The following is a 17,884-nucleotide window of genomic DNA, read 5'->3' on the forward strand; positions in this document are numbered from 1 at the left end:
CGAGGTTCTCCATCTCACGAGGGGTCGGCGCCGCGCCGCAGCACGAGCGCCGAGTTGGAACCCATCAGTCCCCGGCTCAGCACCAGGGCCGTGCGCAGCTCCGTGGGCCGGGCGGTGCCGGTCACCAGGGCCAGGTCGTGGCACACGTCCTGGACATGGGGGGTGGGCGGTACGAGACCGTGCTCCAGGGCGAGCACCGCGGCGGCGGTGTCGAGCAGCGGCGCCCCGCAGTACGCCCGCCCGGTGCCGGTCTTGGGGGCGGTCACCGGGACGCGGGAACCGTGCGCGCCCAGCGCGTCAGTGATCGCCAGGGCCTCGGCCCGGTCGGCCTCCGGCAGGCCGAGCGCGTCCGCGAAGACGACGTCGATCTCCTCGGGCGAGCAGCCCGCGGCCTCCAGGGCTCCGCCGATCGCCCGCGCCAGCCCTTCCCGTGACTCCTCCCACCGGGATGCCCCGGTGAATGTCGCGGCGTGGCCGGCGACCGTCGCGCGGATCGCGGTGCCCCGGCGGCGGGCCGTCTCCGCGTCCTCGACGACGAGCATGGCGCCGCCCTCGCCGGGCACGAAGCCGCACGCCTGCGGGGTGAAGGGACGGTAGGCGCGGTCCGGGTCCTCGCAGGTGCTCAGCTCCCGGTAGCCCAGCTGGCAGACGATCGAGTACGGGGCGAGCGGTGCCTCCGTCGCGCCGACGATGACCGTGTCGGTGCCCCGGCGCACGGCGCCGGCGGCGTGCGCGACGGCGTCGAGTCCGCCGGCCTCGTCGCTGGCGACGACTCCGCAGGGGCCCTTGAAGCCGCCGCGGATGGAGATCTGCCCGGTGCTCGCCGCGTAGAACCAGGCGATGGACTGGTACGGGCCGACGTAGGTCGGTCCCTGTCCCCACAGGCGCTGCAGCTCACGCTGGCCGAACTCGCCGCCGCCCGACCCGGCGGCGGTGACCACACCGACCGAGTAGGGCGTACCGCCGTGCGCGCCTTCGCCGATCCCCGCGTCGGCCAGCGCCAGGTCGGCCGCCGCCATCGCGAAGTGGGAGAAACGGTCGGTCTGGACGAGGAAGCGCTGCTCGACCATCGACTCGGCGTCGAAGCCGCGTACCTCGCCGGCGACCCGCAGCGGCAGGTGTTCGCAGCCTTCCCTGCTGACACCGTCCAGGGCGCTGATGCCCTCGACGGTGGACTTCCAGAAGGTCTCCGCACCCACACCGTTGGGGGCGACGACACCGATGCCGGTGACGACGGCGGACCTCGTGTGCCGGTTGCCGGGGCTCATCATGCACTCCCGCCTGGTCGGGTGAGTACGACGGCGGACTGGAAGCCGCCGAAGCCGCTTCCCACCGACAGCACGCTGCGCAGTTTCAGGGGGCGCGCGGTGCGCGGTACGTAGTCGAGGTCGCACTCGGGGTCGGGGGTCTCGTAGTTGGCGGTGGGCGGCACCACCTGATTGGCCAGTGCGAGCACGCAGGCGACGAGTTCGATCGCACCGATCGCACCGAGGGAGTGGCCCACCATGGACTTGATGGAGCTCATCGGCGTCTTGTACGCGTGGTCCCCCAGCGACCGCTTGACCGCCGCCGTCTCGTGGCGGTCGTTCTGCTGGGTGCCGGATCCGTGCGCGTTGACGTAGTCGATGTCCGTCCGGTCGAGCCGGGCGTGGTTCATCGCGTCGTCGATCGCCCGTGCCATCTCCAGGCCCTCACGGGTGAGGCCGGTCATGTGGTGGGCGTTGCCGAAGGTGGCGTAGCCGCCGATCTCGCAGTACACGTGCGCACCGCGGGCGCGGGCGTGCTCGAGTTCCTCGAGGATCAGTACGGCCCCGCCCTCTCCCATGACGAACCCGTCGCGGTTCGCGTCGAAGGGGCGGGACGCGTGAGCCGGGTCGTCGTTGTTGGGGGAGGTCGCCTTGATGGCGTCGAAGCAGGCCACCGTGATGGGGGAGATCGGCGAGTCGGAGGCGCCGGCGACGCAGATGTCGGCGCGGCCCTCCTCGATGGCGTGGAACGCGTAGCCGATCGCGTCGAGGCCGGAGGTGCAGCCGGTGGAGACCGTCTGCACCGGGCCCCGCACGCCGTTCTGTTCGGCCACTTCGGAGGCCAGCGTGCTGGGGGAGAACGCCCGGTGGAGATGGGGCGCCGCCTCGCTGTGGTCCACGTCCCAACGCCTGCCCGTGCTGCTGACCTTGACGTAGTCCCGCTCGAGCCGGGTGGTGCCGCCGACGGCGGTGCCCATCGACACGGCGGTTCGCCAGGGATCCAGCGTCGCCGCGTCGAGACCGGCGTCGGCCATCGCCTCACGGGCCGCGACAAGGGCGAACTGCACGTACCGGTCGGCGCGTTGGGCGTCCGCAGCGCCGAGACCATGGGCCGCGGGGTCGAAGTCGACCTCGGCGGCTATACGGGAGCGGAACCCGGTCGGGTCGAACAGGGTGATCCCGCGGGTCGCTGTCCGGCCGTTCGACAGCAGGTCCCAGAACGCCGGGGCGCCCACACCTCCGGGTGCGACGATGCCGACGCCGGTCACCGCCACACGCCGGGTCACGACACCGACCCCGTTCGCTCAGGCGGCAGGTGCGCGCCGGTGCCCGCGGCCTCGGGGGTGTCCTCCGTGTCGACGTGGCCGAGCTCCGGCCGGGGCGCGAGCGGACCGAGGTGGAAGACCATGCGGGCCTGGGTGCTGCCCACGTTGCGGAACCGGTGCCGCACATAAGGGGGGATGAGCAGGCCCTGGTCGGGGCGGATGGCGAACGGCTCGCCGTCCAGGTCGACCTCGAGTTCGCCGGCGACGACGTACACGAACTCCTCGGAGTACGGGTGGTAGTGCTCGCCGATGCGGTCGCCGGGCTCGACGAGCGCCAGACCCATGAAGCCGCTCGTGGCCCCCACCGCGGTGGGGGTGAGCATGGCGCGCAGGTCGCCGCCACGCCTGCGGTTGGGCTGGGTCTCGCTCAGGTCGACGATGCGATGGGTTGTGGTCATGACTGGTTCCTCCACAAGGCCTTGCGGCACGGTGACTTCGGGGTGTCGCACGGCCGCCGGCGGCCGGGTGCGTGGTTCAACGGGCACGGCGGTCGGTGATCAGGCGCATCTGGGAGCTCTCGAGCAGACGGGTCATCGCCTTCTCGTCCGAGAGCGACTCGTCGAGGCCGAGCGCCTCGGTGTCCAGCAGCTTCGCCAGCACAGCGGCCTTGCGCCGGCCGTGCGCGCCCATGACGCCCGACGGATCGGTGTCGAGGGGTCCGCGCACGTCGACGAGGCGTACGACGATGTCGTCGCGCTGGAAGACGGTGCTGCTGTCGACGGGGCAGCCGGCGCTGTCGGCCGCTGCCTCGTCCTGTTCGGCGAGCAGCCGGGCCAGGGCCATCCCGCAACCGGGCTTCGCCGGGTAGAGCAGCGCGTGGCGCTCCCTCTCCGCGTGCTGCTCCCCCGGGGGCGCGAGGTGGTGGACCGCGGGCAGGGCGGCGCGTGTGAAGAACAGCCGTGCCGACTGCGGGTCGTCGAGGTTCCGATCCTGTTCCAGGTACGGGTTGATGGCCTCTTCGACCGCCCTGACCTCGGGCTGCCTGGCCACGTGCCGCAGCGCCACGAGCAGGTCGCCCTGCACCTCGACGGTCCGCACGACGCGGTTGCCGTGCATGAACAGCGTGGTGCGGCGGAGCCGGGTGGTGTCGTCGACCTGCGCCTGGGGCGAGGTGTAGCCGGAGAGGATCTCGGCCACCTTCTGCTCGCTGCCGGGCTTGACGGTGAAGGTGAGGGCGTGGCGGACCACGCCGTCTCCGACCCGGGGTGACGGCTGGAGCCCGCCGACGTGCTGGACGGCGGCCTGGGGTGCGTGCACGCCTGCGGTCTCCCGCAGGACGCTGAAGCGCAGGGACCGCGTGTCGCGCACGCAGTCGTGCAGCGGTCGTACGGTCTCGACGTGCTCCTCGCTGTTCACCCAGGCGAGGAAGGGCGGTGCGCTCTCCCATTCGCTGGTGATGAGCCACTGTGACGGGTTCTCGATCGACTGGCAGAGCTGGTCGCTGAGATGCCCGGGCACGGCGGCAACCTGGTTGCGCATGTGCTCGTAGGCCGTCAGAAAGCGCTGTTGGGCGCCGTCCTGGAGGTCAAGCAGCAGCACGACCCGGAGCCGGGAGCCGTCGAATGCGGACTGGGACACACGTTCGGACAGCATTGTCATGTTCCACGCATCTCCTTGTCGGTGAGGCCGCCTGCGGCACGACGCCGGGCCTCGGGAATTCCGAGCGACGCATCCGGCGATGCGGACGGCTGGCCACCAGTGACGCGATGTGGTGGTCCGGCTTCGATCCTGTGTCGGTAACACGGGTGGCGCGAGATGTGTGCACCACGCGGGTGAAGGGCCGAGCCGAACCCCCCGCGCGCGGGCAGGAAATGCGGGGATGGAGAACGCCAAATCCCTACCGGCGGCTGGAGCTGGAGCACTCATGAAAGAGAAAGCCGAACAACACCGCGTACCGGTCCTGATCGTGGGCGGCTCCCTCGTGGGCCTGTCCGCATCCCTGTTCCTCGGCCGGCTCGGCGTCGGGCACATGCTCGTCGAGAAGCACGCGGCCACCTCGGTCCACCCCCGCGGACGCGGGAACAACCTGCGCACGATGGAGGTGTTCCGTTCGGCCGGGGTGGCGGATCGGATCTGGGCCGCGGCGTCCGTGCTGGCCGACAACCACGGCATCCTGCAGACGCCGGACCTGGGTGACGCCGACGCCGGCGAGTGGCTGGTCAAGCAGATCGACGAGAAGGGCGGCTCGCCGGGTCGTCTCAGCCCCGCCTCATGGTGCGTGTGCAGCCAGAACGACCTGGAGCCCGTGCTCCTCGACGCGGCCGTCGAACTGGGCGGCGATGTGCGCTTCTCCACCGAGCTGGTCTCCTTCGAGCAGGACGACGACGGAGTCACCGCCGTCGTCCGCGACCGGGGGAGCGGCCGCGAGAGCACCGTGCGCGCGGACTACCTGATCGCCGCCGACGGGCCGCGCAGCCCGGTGCGTGAGCGGCTCGGCATCGGGCAGTCCGGCCCCGGTGACCTGTTCCACAACGTGAGCATCAGCTTCCGCTCGCGCGCACTCGCCGACGTGGTCGGCGACCGCCGCTTCGTGGTCTGCTACCTCACCGGTCCCGAGGCGGAGGGCGCCCTGCTCCCGGTGGACAACAAGGAGCTCTGGGTGTTCCACGCGCCCTGGCAGTACGACCGCGGCGAGCTGCTCGAGGACTTCACGGACGAGCGCTGCGCCGACCTCCTCCGCGCGGCGACCGGCGTGCCGGACCTCGACGTCGAGGTCACCGGAAAAGCGCCCTGGCACGCCGCGGAACGGGTCGCCGAGCACTACGGGCGGGGCAGGGTCTTCCTGGCGGGGGACTCCGCACACGAGATGTCACCGACCGGCGCCTTCGGCTCCAACACGGGCATCCAGGACGCGCACAACCTCGCCTGGAAGATCGCGGCCGTCCTCGACGGCTCGGCGGGGCCGGAGCTGCTCGACACGTACGAGCAGGAACGCCTGCCGGTGGCGCTGGCCACCAGTGCCCGCGCGTCCGCGCGTTCGGTCGAGCACAGCCACCCCGGGTACGAGCCGGCCCCGGCGGCGGTGGCCGCCGGACCGCGTGGCGGGCTGCTCCCCGTCGTCCTCGGCTACCGCTACCCGCGCGGGGCGGTCCTCGGCGCCGACCCCCAACTGCCCCCGGTGCCCGACCGGATCGACTTCTCCGGAGCCCCTGGCACCCGGGCCCCGCACATGTGGCTCCACCGGCACGGCGACCACACCAGACTGTCCACGCTGGACCTCTACGAGAAGTCGTTCGTCCTGCTGACCGGCCACGGCGGCAAGGACTGGCTCACGGCCTCGGAACTCGTCGCCGACCGCCTGTCGGTCGGGCTGGTCGCGTACCGCGTCGGTCAGGGAACGGAGGCGGACCTGGTGGCGGAGGCCGGCGCCGACTGGGCGCAGACCCACGGCGCCACCCCCGAAGGCGCGGTGCTGGTCCGCCCGGACGGGTTCGTGGCCTGGCGCGCGGTGAACGCGGTACCCGACGCGGAGACCGTGCTGTACGAGGCTCTGGCGGCGGTGCTGAGGCGCGGTTGAGGCCGGCGGCGCACCGGAACGGGAGCGGTCCACCCTGCTCGGGCGGACCGCTCCCTCTCGCTTCCGCCGCCGCCGGGCCCTGCCGGGCGCCCCCCGCGAACAGCGGGGACCGGGGCGTCCGACACACTGGGGGCCGGGTTCGGCAGCGTCGGCGGGCCCGGTGGGAGGTCGATCCGGGCAGAAGTGAACGGCGGGCAGGTGCCCGGCCGTACCAGTCGCAGCGGCGACCCCCGCAAGGCCGCCGCGCACGGCCGTCACCCCGACGTCAGGGCAGAAGGGACACACTGTGGCACTGTCATCCCCGAAGGACCGACTGGCTTCGCTCCGCGCCGAACTCGAGGAACGCAACCCGGCACAGCCGGAGTTCCACCAGGCGGCACGGGAGGTGCTGGACACCCTGGCACCCGTCCTCGCCGCGCGCCCCGAGTACGCGCAGGCGCGGATCGTGGAGCGGCTCTGCGAGCCGGAGCGGCAGATCATCTTCCGGGTGCCCTGGCAGGACGACCGCGGCGCCGTCCACATCAACCGGGGATTCAGGGTCGAGTTCAACAGCGCCCTCGGCCCGTACAAGGGCGGCCTGCGCTTCCACCGGTCGGTGAACCTCGGCGTGGTGAAGTTCCTCGGCTTCGAACAGGTCTTCAAGAACGCCCTGACCGGCCTCGGCATCGGCGGCGGCAAGGGCGGCAGCGACTTCGACCCGCACGGCCGGTCGGACGCCGAGGTCATGCGGTTCTGCCAGTCGTTCATGACCGAACTCCACCGGCACATCGGCGAGCAGACCGACGTTCCCGCGGGCGACATCGGCGTCGGCACCCGCGAGATCGGCTACCTCTTCGGCCAGTACCGCCGCATCACCAACCGCTGGGAGGCCGGCGTCCTCACCGGCAAGGGGCAGAGCTGGGGCGGCTCGGCCGGCCGCACCGAGGCCACCGGCTACGGCAGCGTGCTGTTCGCGGCCGAGATGCTCAGCCTGCGCGGCGAGGACCTCGAGGGCCAGGCCGCCGTCGTCTCCGGTTCCGGCAACGTCGCCGTCCACACCATCGAGAAGCTCCTGCGCAGCGGCGCCCACCCGCTGACCTGCTCCGACTCGGCCGGCTATGTCGTCGACGAGAAGGGCATCGACCTCGAACTGCTCAGGCAGGTCAAGGAGGTCGAACGCGCCCGCGTCAGCGAGTACGCGGAGCGCCGCGGCGCCTCGGCACGCTATGTGCCCGGCGGCAGCGTCTGGGACGTGCCCGCCGACCTCGCCTTCCCCTCCGCCACCCAGAACGAGCTGACGGAACAGGACGCCGTCACCCTGGTGCGCAACGGGGTCAAGGCAGTCGCGGAAGGCGCCAACATGCCCACCACGCCGGAAGCGGTCCACCTGTTCCAGGAGGCCGGCGTGGCTTTCGGCCCCGGCAAGGCCGCCAACGCGGGCGGAGTCGCCGTCAGCGCCCTGGAGATGCGCCAGAACGCGGCCCGCGAGACCTGGTCGGCGGACCGCGTCGAGGACGAACTCGCGGCGATCATGCGGGACATCCACCGCACCTGCCACGAGACCGCCGAACGCTACGGTGCCCCGGGCGACTACGTGACCGGCGCCAACATCGCCGGCTTCGAGCGGGTGGCCGACGCGATGCTCGCCCAGGGCCTCGTGTGACCGGCTCGACCGGTCGGCCGAGGGTCAGGGCGAGAAGAGCACCTTGACGGCTCCCTCCTGCTTCTTCTGGAACATCTCGTAGGCCTCCGGAGCCTTCTCCAGCGGCACGCGGTGGGTGGCGAACTGCTCGGTGCCGAGCGGATCGCCGTCGGTGACGAGCGGCAGCAGATCGTCCACCCACCGCCACACGTTGGCCTGCCCCATCCGCAACTGCACCTGCTTGTCGAACATGGTCATCATCGGCATCGGGTCCGCCATCCCGCCGTACACGCCGGAGAGGGACACGGTGCCGCCGCGGCGTACCAGCTCGATCGCCAGGTGCAGGGCGGAGAGGCTGTCGACGCCGACGCGCTTCATCATCCGGGCGGCGACCGCACCGGGCAGCAGGGTCGTCAGCTGCTGCCCCGCCTTCGCCACCGGCGCGCCGTGGGCCTCCATGCCGACCGCGTCGATGACCGCGTCCGCCCCGCGGCCGTCGGTCAGATCACGGACCGCGTCCACGACCTTGGCGCCGTACTCGTCCAGGTCGAACGTGCGCACGCCGTGCGCCCTGGCCCGCTCCAGCCGTTCCGGCACCAGGTCGATGCCGATCACCAGGCCGGCACCGCGGTGCGCCGCGACGCGGGTGCACATGTCGCCGATCGGCCCGAGGCCCAGCACCACCACGGAGCCGCCGGGCGGCACCGCCGCGTACTCGACCGCCTGCCACGACGTGGGCAGCACGTCCGACAGGTAGACGAACCGGTCGTCCGGCGGGCCGTCGGGGACCTTGATGGGCAGCGTGTTGCCGAACGGGACCCGCAGGTACTGCGCCTGACCGCCGGGCACCTGCCCGTAGAGCTTGGTGTAGCCGAACAGCGAGGCGCCCATGCCGTGTTCCCTGACCTGGGTGGTCTCGCACTGGGACTGCAGGCCCTGCGCGCACATGAAACAGGTGCCGCACGAGACGTTGAAGGGCACCACGACGCGGTCGCCCGGCCGTACCGCGGTGACCTCCGAGCCCACTTCCTCCACCACGCCCATCGGTTCGTGGCCGAGGATGTCTCCCGGATCGATGAACGGCCCGAACAGCTCGTACAGATGCAGGTCGGAACCGCAGAGCCCGGACGTCGTCACCTTGACGATCACATCGGTCGAGTCGCGGATCTCGGGATCAGGGACGGTGTCCACGCGTACGTCGCGCTTTCCGTGCCAGGTCAGTGCTTTCATCGTGCCTCCTCGTCCGCTTTCCCCGGCCGGTCGCCGGAGCCGGGTTCGGCCAGGCGGCGGTGTGCCGCGGCCTTGAGCCGGTCCGGGAGAACCTTGGCCGCGAGTTCCTGCGCCTTGGTCCTCGCCGAACCGGCGAGGGTCTTGTCCGTGCCGGCCATGAGCGCGTCCAGTCCCTGCTTCGCGACCAGCGCCGGATCGTCCTTGGGCTGCTGTCCGACCTTGGTGTCGCCCATGTCGGCACGGTGGAAGAAGTCCGTCTCCGTGGGGCCGGGCATCAGCGACGTGACGGTGACGCCGGTGTCCCGCAGTTCGTTCCGAAGCGCCTGCGCGAAGGACTGGAGGAAGGACTTCGAGGCGTTGTAGACGGCCTGGAAGGAGCCCGGCATGGTCGAGGCGACGGACGAGGTGATGAGCAGTCGTCCCTCGTCGTCGTCGGCCATGTCCCGCAGCAGGCGTTTGGCCAGGTGGACCGTCGATCTGACGTTGAGGTCCACGACGGAGAGTTCGTCGGCGAGGTCGGTGTCGAGGAACGCGCCGCCGCGGCCGATGCCCGCGTTGAGCGCGGCGACCGCGACCGGGCGACCGGTCCTGGAGACCGCCTCGTAGAGCCGTTCGGTCTCGTCGTGGTCACGCAGGTCGGCACGGACCGCCTGCACCGTCGTGCCGGCGGCGCGCATCCGCTCGGCGGCCTGACGCAGCCGGGCGTCGTCCTCCGCGTTGACGATCAGGTCGAAACCGCGCTCGGCCAGCTGTTTTCCCAGTTCGAAGCCGATGCCACTGGACGCCCCCGTGACAACGGCCAGAGGGTTCGAAGAGGTCATGCGGCGACGGGTACCCAGGTGCCGGACATTCACCGGACGGAGCCGACCTCCGCCCGGCGAACACAGTCCGTGGCTCACTCGAATGCAGTACGTGAAGCGGCCCGGCCACCGGGAGCGGCCGACGCTGGTCGCAGGCCGGAAGACCCGGCAGGACGCACGGGACGTACGGAGGTAATCGATGAACGCCGCCTTCTCGCGCAGTTGGAAACACGCCGTCGTCACCGGTGGCGCGGGCTTCGTCGGTTCGCACCTGTGCACGGCGCTGCTGGACTCCGGCGCCGCGGTGACCTGCGTCGACGACTTCAGCACCGGCCGTCCGGAGAACATATCCGCGCTGCGCGACCGCCCCGGGTTCCAGCTCGTGCAAGCCAGCGTCAGTGAGCCGTTCACCGTCGAGCCGCCCGCGGACCTGGTGCTGCACTTCGCCTCCCCGGCCTCCCCGGCCGACTACCTCCGGCTGCCGCTGCACACGCTCGACGCCGGCAGCCTCGGCACCCGCAACGCTCTGGCGCTCGCCCACCGTCTCGGCGCCCGCTTCCTGCTGGCGTCCACCTCGGAGGTCTACGGCGACCCCCAGCAGCATCCGCAGAACGAGCGCTACTGGGGCAACGTCAACCCGGTCGGCCCGCGCAGCGTGTACGACGAGGCCAAGCGTTTCGGTGAGGCACTGACCACCGCCCACGCGGACGCCAACGGCACCGACACCGGCATCGTGCGGCTGTTCAACACCTACGGACCCCGGATGCGCGGCCACGACGGCCGGGCGGTACCGACGTTCGTCCGCCAGGCGCTGGTCGGCGAGCCCCTGACGGTGAGCGGCGACGGCCGTCAGACGCGGTCCCTCTGCTACGTCGACGACACCGTCCGCGGCATCCTGGCGGCCGCCGCCCATGGACTGCAGGGCCCGGTGAACATCGGCAACCCGACCGAGATCACCATGCTCGACCTCGCCCGTCTGGTCATCGAACTCACCGGTTCCCGCTCCGAGATCCGCTTCATCGAGCGGCCCACCGACGACCCGGCCGTGCGCTGCCCCGACATCACGCTGGCCCGCGACAAGCTCGAATGGGAGCCGTCCGTGAGCGCCGAGCAGGGCCTGCGCCGCACCATCGCCTGGTTCCGCGACCAGATGGACTGACGGCGCGCCCGCCCGCCCCGACCCTGGACGCGCCTCGTCGAAAGGCCTGTGACTGACATGCGCATTCTCGGAATCAACGCCCTGTTCCACGACCCCGCCGCCGCACTCGTCATCGACGGCAGGACCGTCGCCGCGGCCGAGGAGGAACGCTTCTCCCGGCGCAAGCACGGAAAGCGCCCGCTGCCCTTCTCCGCCTGGGAACTGCCGGAGCAGTCCGCCGCCTGGTGTCTGAAGCGCGCCGGGCTGCGTCCCCAGGACCTCGACGCGGTGGCGTACTCGTTCGATCCGTCGCTCGCGAGGCCGACCGACGCCATGGGCCTCGACGACCCCTGGGACCACCTGCGTCTCGCCTACGCACGAGAGGCTCCCGGCTTCCTGCAGACCGCGCTCCCGGGCCTCGACCCCGACATCGTCCGCTTCGTGCCGCACCACATGGCACACGCCGCCTCCGGCGCCTTCGCCGCACCCGACGCCGACAGCTCGTCGGTGCTCGTCCTCGACGGCCGCGGCGAACGGGCCTCGCACCTCGCCGCACGCCGGATACACGGCCGGCTGGAGGCCCTGCACGCACAGGAACTGCCCCACTCGCTCGGACTCGTCTACGAGGAACTGACCGAGCACCTCGGATTCCTGCGGTCCAGCGACGAATTCAAGGTGATGGCCCTCGCCTCCCACGGCACACCCCGCATGCTCGGCGAACTGCGCAAGTACGTGCACCCCACCGGCGACGGCGGGTTCCGGGCGACCGGCGTGCCCTGGCAGCAGTTCTGCGCGCCGCGGGGTCCGGAGGAGCCGTGGACCCAGGAGCACGCCGACGTGGCCGCGAGCGCCCAGGCCGTCCTCGAGGAGACCATGCTCGACCTCGTGCGCCACCTGCACGGGCAGACCCACGACAGCCTGCTCACCCTCGCCGGCGGCGTCGCCCTCAACTGCGTGGCCAACTCCCGTATCGCCCGCGAAGGCCCCTTCTCCCGGGTCTGGGTACAGCCCGCCGCGGGTGACGCGGGCACCGCCCTGGGCGGCGCTCTGCTGCTGTCGGCCGGCGCGGGGGACGACCCGGAGCCGATGCACGGCGCGGACCTCGGACGTGACTGGTCCGACGCGGAACTCGGCGCCTGGCTGAAGACCGCCGCCGTGCCCTTCGACCGCCCCGCCGACATCGCCGCGACCGTGGCGGAGGCACTCGCCGACAACGCGATCGTGGCCTGGTTCCAGGGCCGTTCCGAGTACGGACCCAGGGCCCTCGGCCACCGCTCGCTGCTCGCCCACCCCGGCCACGCGGGCAACCTCGAGCGCCTCAACGACGTCAAGGGCCGTGAGCAGTTCCGGCCGGTCGCCCCGATGGTGCTCGCCGAACGGGCCGCGGAGATCTTCGAAGGGCCGTTGCCCAGCCCGTACATGCTCTTCGTGCACGACGTGGCCCCGGCGTGGCGGGAACGCATCCCCGCCGTCGTCCACGTCGACGGAACGGCCCGCATCCAGACCGTCGACCGCTCGCGCGAACCCCTGGTGGCCCGGATGCTCGCCGAGTTCGAGCGGCTCACCGGACTGCCGGTGGTCGTCAACACCAGCCTGAACACCGCCGGGCGGCCCATGGTCGACGACCCGCGCGACGCCCTCGAATGCTTCGGCTCGTCGCCCGTCGACCTGCTGGCCATCGGACCGTACGCCATCCGGCGCGGCGACTTCTTCCGCCACGGCGACGACACCGACGACTCCGGAACGGGAGCCCTGCGATGACCGCCCATGGAGACGGGCCGCTGCGGTACACCGTGGTGATACCGACCGTCGGCAGGCCCAGTCTGACCGCGTGCCTGCGGGCGCTGGCCGCCGCCGGCGGCCCCGGGCCGGTGCGGGTGGTCCTCGTCGACGACCGCCGCGGCGCCCCCCGCACCCCCCTCCCGGTCGAGATTCCCGCGAAGCTGCGGCCGGTCACCTCCGTGGTGCCGGGCCGCGCCCGGGGACCGGCCGCGGCCCGCAACACCGGTCTGCGGGTGGCCGGCCCCGTCCCCTGGATCGTCTTCCTCGACGACGACGTGGTGCCCGGACCCACCTGGTGCGACGACCTGGCCCGCGACCTCGCGGCGGCCGGGCCCCGCACCGGCGGCGTCACCGCCCGGATCGAGGTCCCGCTGCCCACGGACCGCCCGCCCACCGACTGGGAGCGCAACACCGCGGGCCTGGCCACCGCCCGCTGGATCACCGCCGACATGGCCTACCGGCGGGAGGTGCTGGAGGCCGTCGGCGGCTTCGACGAACGCTTCCCGCGCGCCTTCCGGGAGGACGCCGACCTGGCGCTGCGCGTCCGGGCGGCCGGGTGGGACCTGGCCGCGGGCAGCCGCACCACCACGCATCCGGTCCGGCCGGCCGGCCGCTGGGTCTCCGTACGCGTCCAGGCGGGCAACGCCGACGACGTGCTGATGAACCGGCTGCACGGGCGCGACTGGTGGCGGCGGGCGGACGCGCCACGGGGGCGCCTGCCCCGCCACCTCGCCGTGACGGCCTCGGCGGCCGCCGCGCTGACGTGCGCGGCGCTGGCCAGGCCCGTCGCGGCCACCGCCTGCGCCGCGCTCTGGCTCGCCGGCACCGCCGAGTTCGCCTGGGCCCGGATCGCGCCGGGCCCCCGGACCCGCGACGAGATCATCTCGATGGCGCTGACCAGCGCGGTCGTCCCGCCCGTCGCCACCTGGCACTGGCTCGGCGCACACCTTCGCCACCGCCGGACGCGGCCGCTGCCGCGGCCCGTACAGGCCGTGGTCCCGGAGGCGTCCGGCCGGGCGGTGCGGGAGCGGGTGCTGCCATGAGCGACTCCTCCGAGGCCCGGCACCCAAGGGGACCGGAGCGACACGGCACCGGCCCGTGGCTCTTCCACGGCCCGCCGGTGGCGCGGGGCACCCCGCTGCCGCCGGACGCCGCCGACCTGCCCGACGCGGTCCTCTTCGACCGCGACGGCACACTCGTCGTCGACGTGCCTTACAACGGCGATCCGACGCGTGTCGTGCCGATGCCGTCCGCCTGGGAGGCCCTGGCCGCCCTGCGCGCCCTGGGCATGCCGGTGGGCGTCGTCAGCAACCAGTCGGGCGTTGCCCGAGGCAGGCTGACCCTTCGTCAAGTGGCGGCGGTGCAGCGGCGTATCGACGCCCTGCTCGGGCCGTTCGCCGTATGGGCCGTCTGCCCGCACGGGCCCGACGACGGCTGCCGGTGCCGCAAGCCCGCGCCCGGACTCGTGCTCGCCGCGTGCGAACGCCTCGGCGTGTGCCCGTCGCGCACCGTCGTCATCGGCGACATCGGCTCCGACGTGACGGCCGCGCTCGCCGCGGGCGCGCGGGGGGTCCTCGTGCCCACGGCGGCCACCCGGCCCGAGGAGATCGCGGCGGCGCCCGAGACCGCTCCCGACCTGCTGCGCGCGGTACGGCTCGTCCTGGACCCGGCCGCACGGTGCGGCAAGCCGGCGGCACCGCGGACCGGGGCGGACCGCCCGGGACGTGCCGTGACGGCACCGGCCGTCGCGCGCCCCCCGGCGGAGACGGACCGGACCGCCGGCCCTCAGCAGCGTCCCGACCGACTGACCCGCGTCCTTCCCGTGGGCGGTACAGCGGTGCTCGCCGCGGCGACGGCCGCCGCCGGCGGCGGGCGGGGCCGTGGGAGCGGGGGCATGACCCTCTCCACCTGCCTGCCGGCCTTCGTACGCGAGGAGTGGCCGTGAGCAGGCCCAGAACGCTGGTCGTGCGGCTCGACAGCGCCGGTGACGTGCTGCTGGCCGGGCCCGCCGTGCGCGCCGTCGCCGCGGGTTCCTCGCACACCGCGCTGCTCTGCGGACCGCTCGGTGTCCACGCCGCGCACCTGCTGCCCGGCGTCGACGAGGTGCTGGTCCACGACGCCCCCTGGGTGGGACTGGAGCCAGCGCCCGTGTCGTACGAGGTGACGCAGCAACTGCTGGAGAGGCTGCGGGCCGGCCGCTACGACCGGGCCCTGATCCTCGTCTCCCACCATCAGAGCCCGCTGCCGATCGCCTTGCTCCTGAAGCTCGCGGGCGTCGGCTGGACCGCGGCCGACTGCGAGGACTACCCCGGTGCGCTGCTGGACCTGAGGCACCACCGCAAGCCGCGCCGCCACGAGGCCCGCGCCGCGCTGGACCTCGCCCTGGACGCGGGCTTCGCCCTGCCGCCCGGCGACGACGGCTCCCTGCGCGTCAGCGCGCCGGCCGGGACCGAGCATCTGACCGGGCCGGAGCCGTACGTGGTGCTGCATCCGGGCGCCGCCGTCCCCGCCCGGGCCTGGAGCGCGGAACGGGCGGCAGGGGCCGCAGCCGCGCTCTCCGCCGCCGGCCACCGCGTCGTGGTCACGGGAGGCCGGGCGGAGAAGGACCTGACCGCCCAGGTCGCGGCGGACCACGCGCTGGACCTGGGCGGGATGACGTCCCTCCCGCAACTCGCGGGCGTGCTCGCCGGGGCGCGGGTGGCCGTGGTCGGCAACACCGGCCCCGGGCACCTCGCGGCCGCGGTCGGCACGCCGGTGGCCTGCCTGTTCGCGCCCGTGGTGCCGGCCGACCGCTGGCGCCCCTACAACGTCCCGCACGTGCTGCTGGGCGACCAGCGGGCACCGTGCGCGGGCAGCCGCGCCCGGAAGTGTCCCGTGGCCGGGCACCCCTGCCTCGACGGGGTCGGCAACGCGGAGGTGCTCGCCGCGGTGGCGGCCCTCGGCGCCACGGACAAGGAGCGAGGAGCACGACGATGAACATTCTGCTGTGGCATGTGCACGGTTCCTGGACGACGGCGTTCGTGCAGGGCCCCCACACGTATCTCGTTCCGGTCACCCCCGGCCGCGACCCGGACGGGCTCGGGCGGGCCCGTACCTTCGACTGGCCGGACACGGTGCGGGAGACGACGCCGGAGCAGCTGCGCGACGCGCAGGTCGACCTCGTCGTGCTGCAACGGCCGCACGAGATGGAACTCGCCGAGCGCTGGCTCGGCGGACGCCGGCCCGGACGTGACATACCGGCCGTCTACCTCGAGCACAACGCGCCGGACGGCGACGTACCAGCCACCCGGCACCCGTTCGCCGACCGCGACGATCTGACGCTGGTGCACGTCACGCACTTCAACCGGCTGTTCTGGGACAACGGTTCCACCAGGACCGTGGTCGTCGAACACGGCGTCGTCGACCCGGGACACCTCTACACCGGGCGGCTGGCGCGGGCGGCCGTCGTGGTCAACGAGCCGGTACGACGCGGCCGATGGACGGGTACGGACCTGCTCGCCGGGCTCGCGGAAGCAGCTCCGCTCGATGTGTTCGGCATGCGCACCGACGGCCTGGCGGAACACCTCGGCCTGCCGCCGGACCGCTGCCGCACCGCCGATCTGCCGCAGCGGGAACTGCACGGTGCGATGGCCGAACGCCGGCTGTATCTCCACCCGGTGCGCTGGACCTCCCTCGGTCTCTCGCTGCTGGAGGCGATGCATCTGGGGATGCCGGTCGTCGCCCTCGCCACCACGGAGGCCGTCGAGGCGGTGCCGCCCGGCACCGGGACGCTGTCCACCCGGCCCGACGTCCTCGCCCGCGCCGTACGCCGGTACCTGGAGGAACCGGAAGCGGCGGCGGCCGACGGCGCCCGCGCCCGGCAGGCGGCGCTGCAGCGTTACGGACTCAAACGTTTCCTGGACGACTGGGAGCGACTGATGACGGAGGTGCGCGCATGACCTACAGCGATGCCATCGGAACCGAAGCGCTGTCGATCGCGCTCGTCTCGGAGCACGCCAGCCCGCTCGCCGTACTCGGCGGGGTGGACGCCGGCGGGCAGAACGTCCACGTCGCCCGGCTGGCGGGCGCGCTCGCCGACCGGGGCCACCGGGTCACCGTCTACACCCGGCGCGACGCGCGGGAACTGCCGGACCGGGTGCGGCTGCGCGCCGGCGTCGAGGTGCGCCATGTGTCCGCGGGCCCGCCGGAGGAGATACCCAAGGACGAACTCCTGCCGCACATGCTGGGGTTCGGACGTCACCTGGTGCGCGACTGGCAGAGCGACCCGCCCGACCTCGTGCACTCGCACTTCTGGATGTCGGGAATGGCCGCCCTGCACGCCACCCGTGAACTGTGGCTGCCGCTCGTGCACACCTTCCACGCCCTCGGCACGGTCAAGCGCAGGCACCAGCGGCACGCCGACACCAGCCCGCCGGCCCGGATCGCCTGCGAGAAGGAGGTCGGCGCCGGCTGCGACCGGATCCTGGCCACCTGCCGCGACGAGGTCGCGGAGCTGGCGGCCATGGGCATCCCGCCGGAACGCGTCGGTGTCGTGCCGTGCGGCGTCGACACCGACCAGTTCACCCCGCAGGGACCGGCCGCCGCCCGCGGGGCCCAGGGCCACCGGCTGATCCAGCTCGGCCGGCTCGTCCCCCGCAAGGGCGCGGCGATCTCCATCACCGCGCTGACGAGACTGCCCGGCGTGGAACTGCTGGTCGTCGGCGGCCCCCCGCCCGGCCGGCTCGACGACGACCACGAGGTGCGCAGGCTGCGCGACCTGGCCCACGGCCTCGGTGTCGCCGACCGCGTCCACTTCACCGGAGGCGTCCCGAGCGAGGAGGTGGCGCCGCTGATCCGCTCCGCCGACGTGGTGCTGTGCCCCGGCGACTACGAGCCCTTCGGCATCGTGCCGCTGGAGGCGATGGCCTGCGGCAAACCGGTCGTCGCCACCGCCGTCGGCGGCCATCTCGACACCGTCGCCGACCCGGCCACCGGGCGGCTCGTGCCGCCCCGCGACCCGGAGGCGCTCGCCCGTGCGGTGGCCGAACTGCTCGCGGACCCCCGGCTGCGGGAGGCCTGCGGGGAGGCCGGACGCCGCAGGGTGCTGAGCCGGTTCGGCTGGGCACGGGTCGCCGCCGGCACCGAAGCCGCCTACCTGGGGGTACTGGCCGCCCGGCCGGCCCTCGCCCGGGTGACCGGGACGACAGGGGTGGTCTGACAGCACCGCCGGCCGCGTCCCGGCCCG

15 protein-coding genes are annotated in these 17,884 nt (G+C 73.1%); 9 read left to right on the plus strand and 6 right to left on the minus strand.

Translation table 11 applies throughout. The annotated features are described in order from the left end of the window. Nucleotides 1-14: 14 nt before the first annotated feature. From ACTMTU_RS19670 to ACTMTU_RS19685, 4 genes are all read right to left on the minus strand, one after another. Entirely contained in the window at nt 15-1,268 is a 1,254-nt protein-coding gene (locus ACTMTU_RS19670) for a ketosynthase chain-length factor (protein ID WP_441264793.1), read from the minus strand. Beyond that, on the minus strand, nt 1,268-2,533 hold the full coding sequence (locus tag ACTMTU_RS19675; RefSeq protein WP_441264794.1) for a beta-ketoacyl-[acyl-carrier-protein] synthase family protein: 1,266 nt from the start codon (nt 2,531-2,533) through the stop codon (nt 1,268-1,270). The genes ACTMTU_RS19670 and ACTMTU_RS19675 overlap by 1 nt, the downstream gene beginning before the upstream one ends. After that, the gene (locus ACTMTU_RS19680; RefSeq protein ID WP_441264795.1) at nt 2,530-2,970 is read right to left on the minus strand and encodes a cupin domain-containing protein; all 441 of its coding nucleotides are present in this window, start codon (nt 2,968-2,970) and stop codon (nt 2,530-2,532) included. Before ACTMTU_RS19680 ends, ACTMTU_RS19675 begins: the two co-directional genes overlap by 4 nt. Before the next feature lie 76 nt (nt 2,971-3,046). Further along, nucleotides 3,047-4,171 carry a SchA/CurD-like domain-containing protein gene (locus ACTMTU_RS19685; protein WP_441264796.1) on the minus strand — a complete coding sequence of 375 codons (1,125 nt, stop codon included), beginning with the start codon at nt 4,169-4,171 and terminating at the stop codon, nt 3,047-3,049. Nucleotides 4,172-4,436: 265 nt separating this feature from the next. On the opposite strand from ACTMTU_RS19685, the gene ACTMTU_RS19690 reads away from it, so the two are divergent. Beyond that, entirely contained in the window at nt 4,437-6,089 is a 1,653-nt protein-coding gene (locus ACTMTU_RS19690; RefSeq protein WP_441264797.1) for an FAD-dependent oxidoreductase, read from the plus strand. 286 nt (nt 6,090-6,375) lie between these two features. Next, nucleotides 6,376-7,731, plus strand: a complete 1,356-nt coding sequence (gene gdhA / locus ACTMTU_RS19695) for an NADP-specific glutamate dehydrogenase (protein WP_441264798.1) — start codon at nt 6,376-6,378, stop codon at nt 7,729-7,731. A gap of 24 nt (nt 7,732-7,755) precedes the next feature. Here gdhA and ACTMTU_RS19700 read toward each other — a convergent pair whose 3' ends face one another. Continuing rightward, the gene (locus ACTMTU_RS19700) at nt 7,756-8,940 is read right to left on the minus strand and encodes a zinc-dependent alcohol dehydrogenase (protein WP_441264799.1); all 1,185 of its coding nucleotides are present in this window, start codon (nt 8,938-8,940) and stop codon (nt 7,756-7,758) included. Further along, complete coding sequence (locus ACTMTU_RS19705; RefSeq protein WP_441264800.1) at nt 8,937-9,761, minus strand: SDR family NAD(P)-dependent oxidoreductase; 825 nt, start codon at nt 9,759-9,761, stop codon at nt 8,937-8,939. The genes ACTMTU_RS19700 and ACTMTU_RS19705 overlap by 4 nt, the downstream gene beginning before the upstream one ends. 178 nt (nt 9,762-9,939) lie before the next feature. Here ACTMTU_RS19705 and ACTMTU_RS19710 point away from each other — a divergent pair, with 178 nt between their 5' ends. The 7 genes from ACTMTU_RS19710 to ACTMTU_RS19740 are packed head-to-tail and all read left to right on the plus strand — an operon-like array spanning nt 9,940 to nt 17,857. Continuing rightward, nucleotides 9,940-10,899 carry a UDP-glucuronic acid decarboxylase family protein gene (locus ACTMTU_RS19710; protein ID WP_441264801.1) on the plus strand — a complete coding sequence of 320 codons (960 nt, stop codon included), beginning with the start codon at nt 9,940-9,942 and terminating at the stop codon, nt 10,897-10,899. A 57-nt stretch (nt 10,900-10,956) separates the two neighbouring features. Continuing rightward, nucleotides 10,957-12,639, plus strand: a complete 1,683-nt coding sequence (locus ACTMTU_RS19715) for a carbamoyltransferase family protein (RefSeq protein WP_441264802.1) — start codon at nt 10,957-10,959, stop codon at nt 12,637-12,639. Then, nucleotides 12,636-13,703, plus strand: a complete 1,068-nt coding sequence (locus ACTMTU_RS19720) for a glycosyltransferase family 2 protein (RefSeq protein ID WP_441264803.1) — start codon at nt 12,636-12,638, stop codon at nt 13,701-13,703. Before ACTMTU_RS19715 ends, ACTMTU_RS19720 begins: the two co-directional genes overlap by 4 nt. Then, nucleotides 13,700-14,605, plus strand: coding sequence for a D-glycero-alpha-D-manno-heptose-1,7-bisphosphate 7-phosphatase (locus ACTMTU_RS19725; RefSeq protein ID WP_441264804.1), 906 nt, complete (start codon nt 13,700-13,702; stop codon nt 14,603-14,605). Before ACTMTU_RS19720 ends, ACTMTU_RS19725 begins: the two co-directional genes overlap by 4 nt. Beyond that, nucleotides 14,602-15,636 (plus strand): glycosyltransferase family 9 protein, encoded by a 1,035-nt coding sequence (locus ACTMTU_RS19730; RefSeq protein ID WP_441264805.1) that lies wholly within the window; start codon nt 14,602-14,604, stop codon nt 15,634-15,636. The genes ACTMTU_RS19725 and ACTMTU_RS19730 overlap by 4 nt, the downstream gene beginning before the upstream one ends. Beyond that, nucleotides 15,633-16,598 carry a glycosyltransferase gene (locus tag ACTMTU_RS19735; protein WP_441264806.1) on the plus strand — a complete coding sequence of 322 codons (966 nt, stop codon included), beginning with the start codon at nt 15,633-15,635 and terminating at the stop codon, nt 16,596-16,598. The genes ACTMTU_RS19730 and ACTMTU_RS19735 overlap by 4 nt, the downstream gene beginning before the upstream one ends. Next, nucleotides 16,595-17,857, plus strand: a complete 1,263-nt coding sequence (locus ACTMTU_RS19740; protein WP_441264807.1) for a glycosyltransferase — start codon at nt 16,595-16,597, stop codon at nt 17,855-17,857. Before ACTMTU_RS19735 ends, ACTMTU_RS19740 begins: the two co-directional genes overlap by 4 nt. Nucleotides 17,858-17,884 lie beyond the last annotated feature (27 nt).

Origin of the sequence: Streptomyces sp. OZ13 (assembly GCF_052068155.1) — a bacterium.
Taxonomy (GTDB): Bacteria; Actinomycetota; Actinomycetes; order Streptomycetales; family Streptomycetaceae; genus Streptomyces.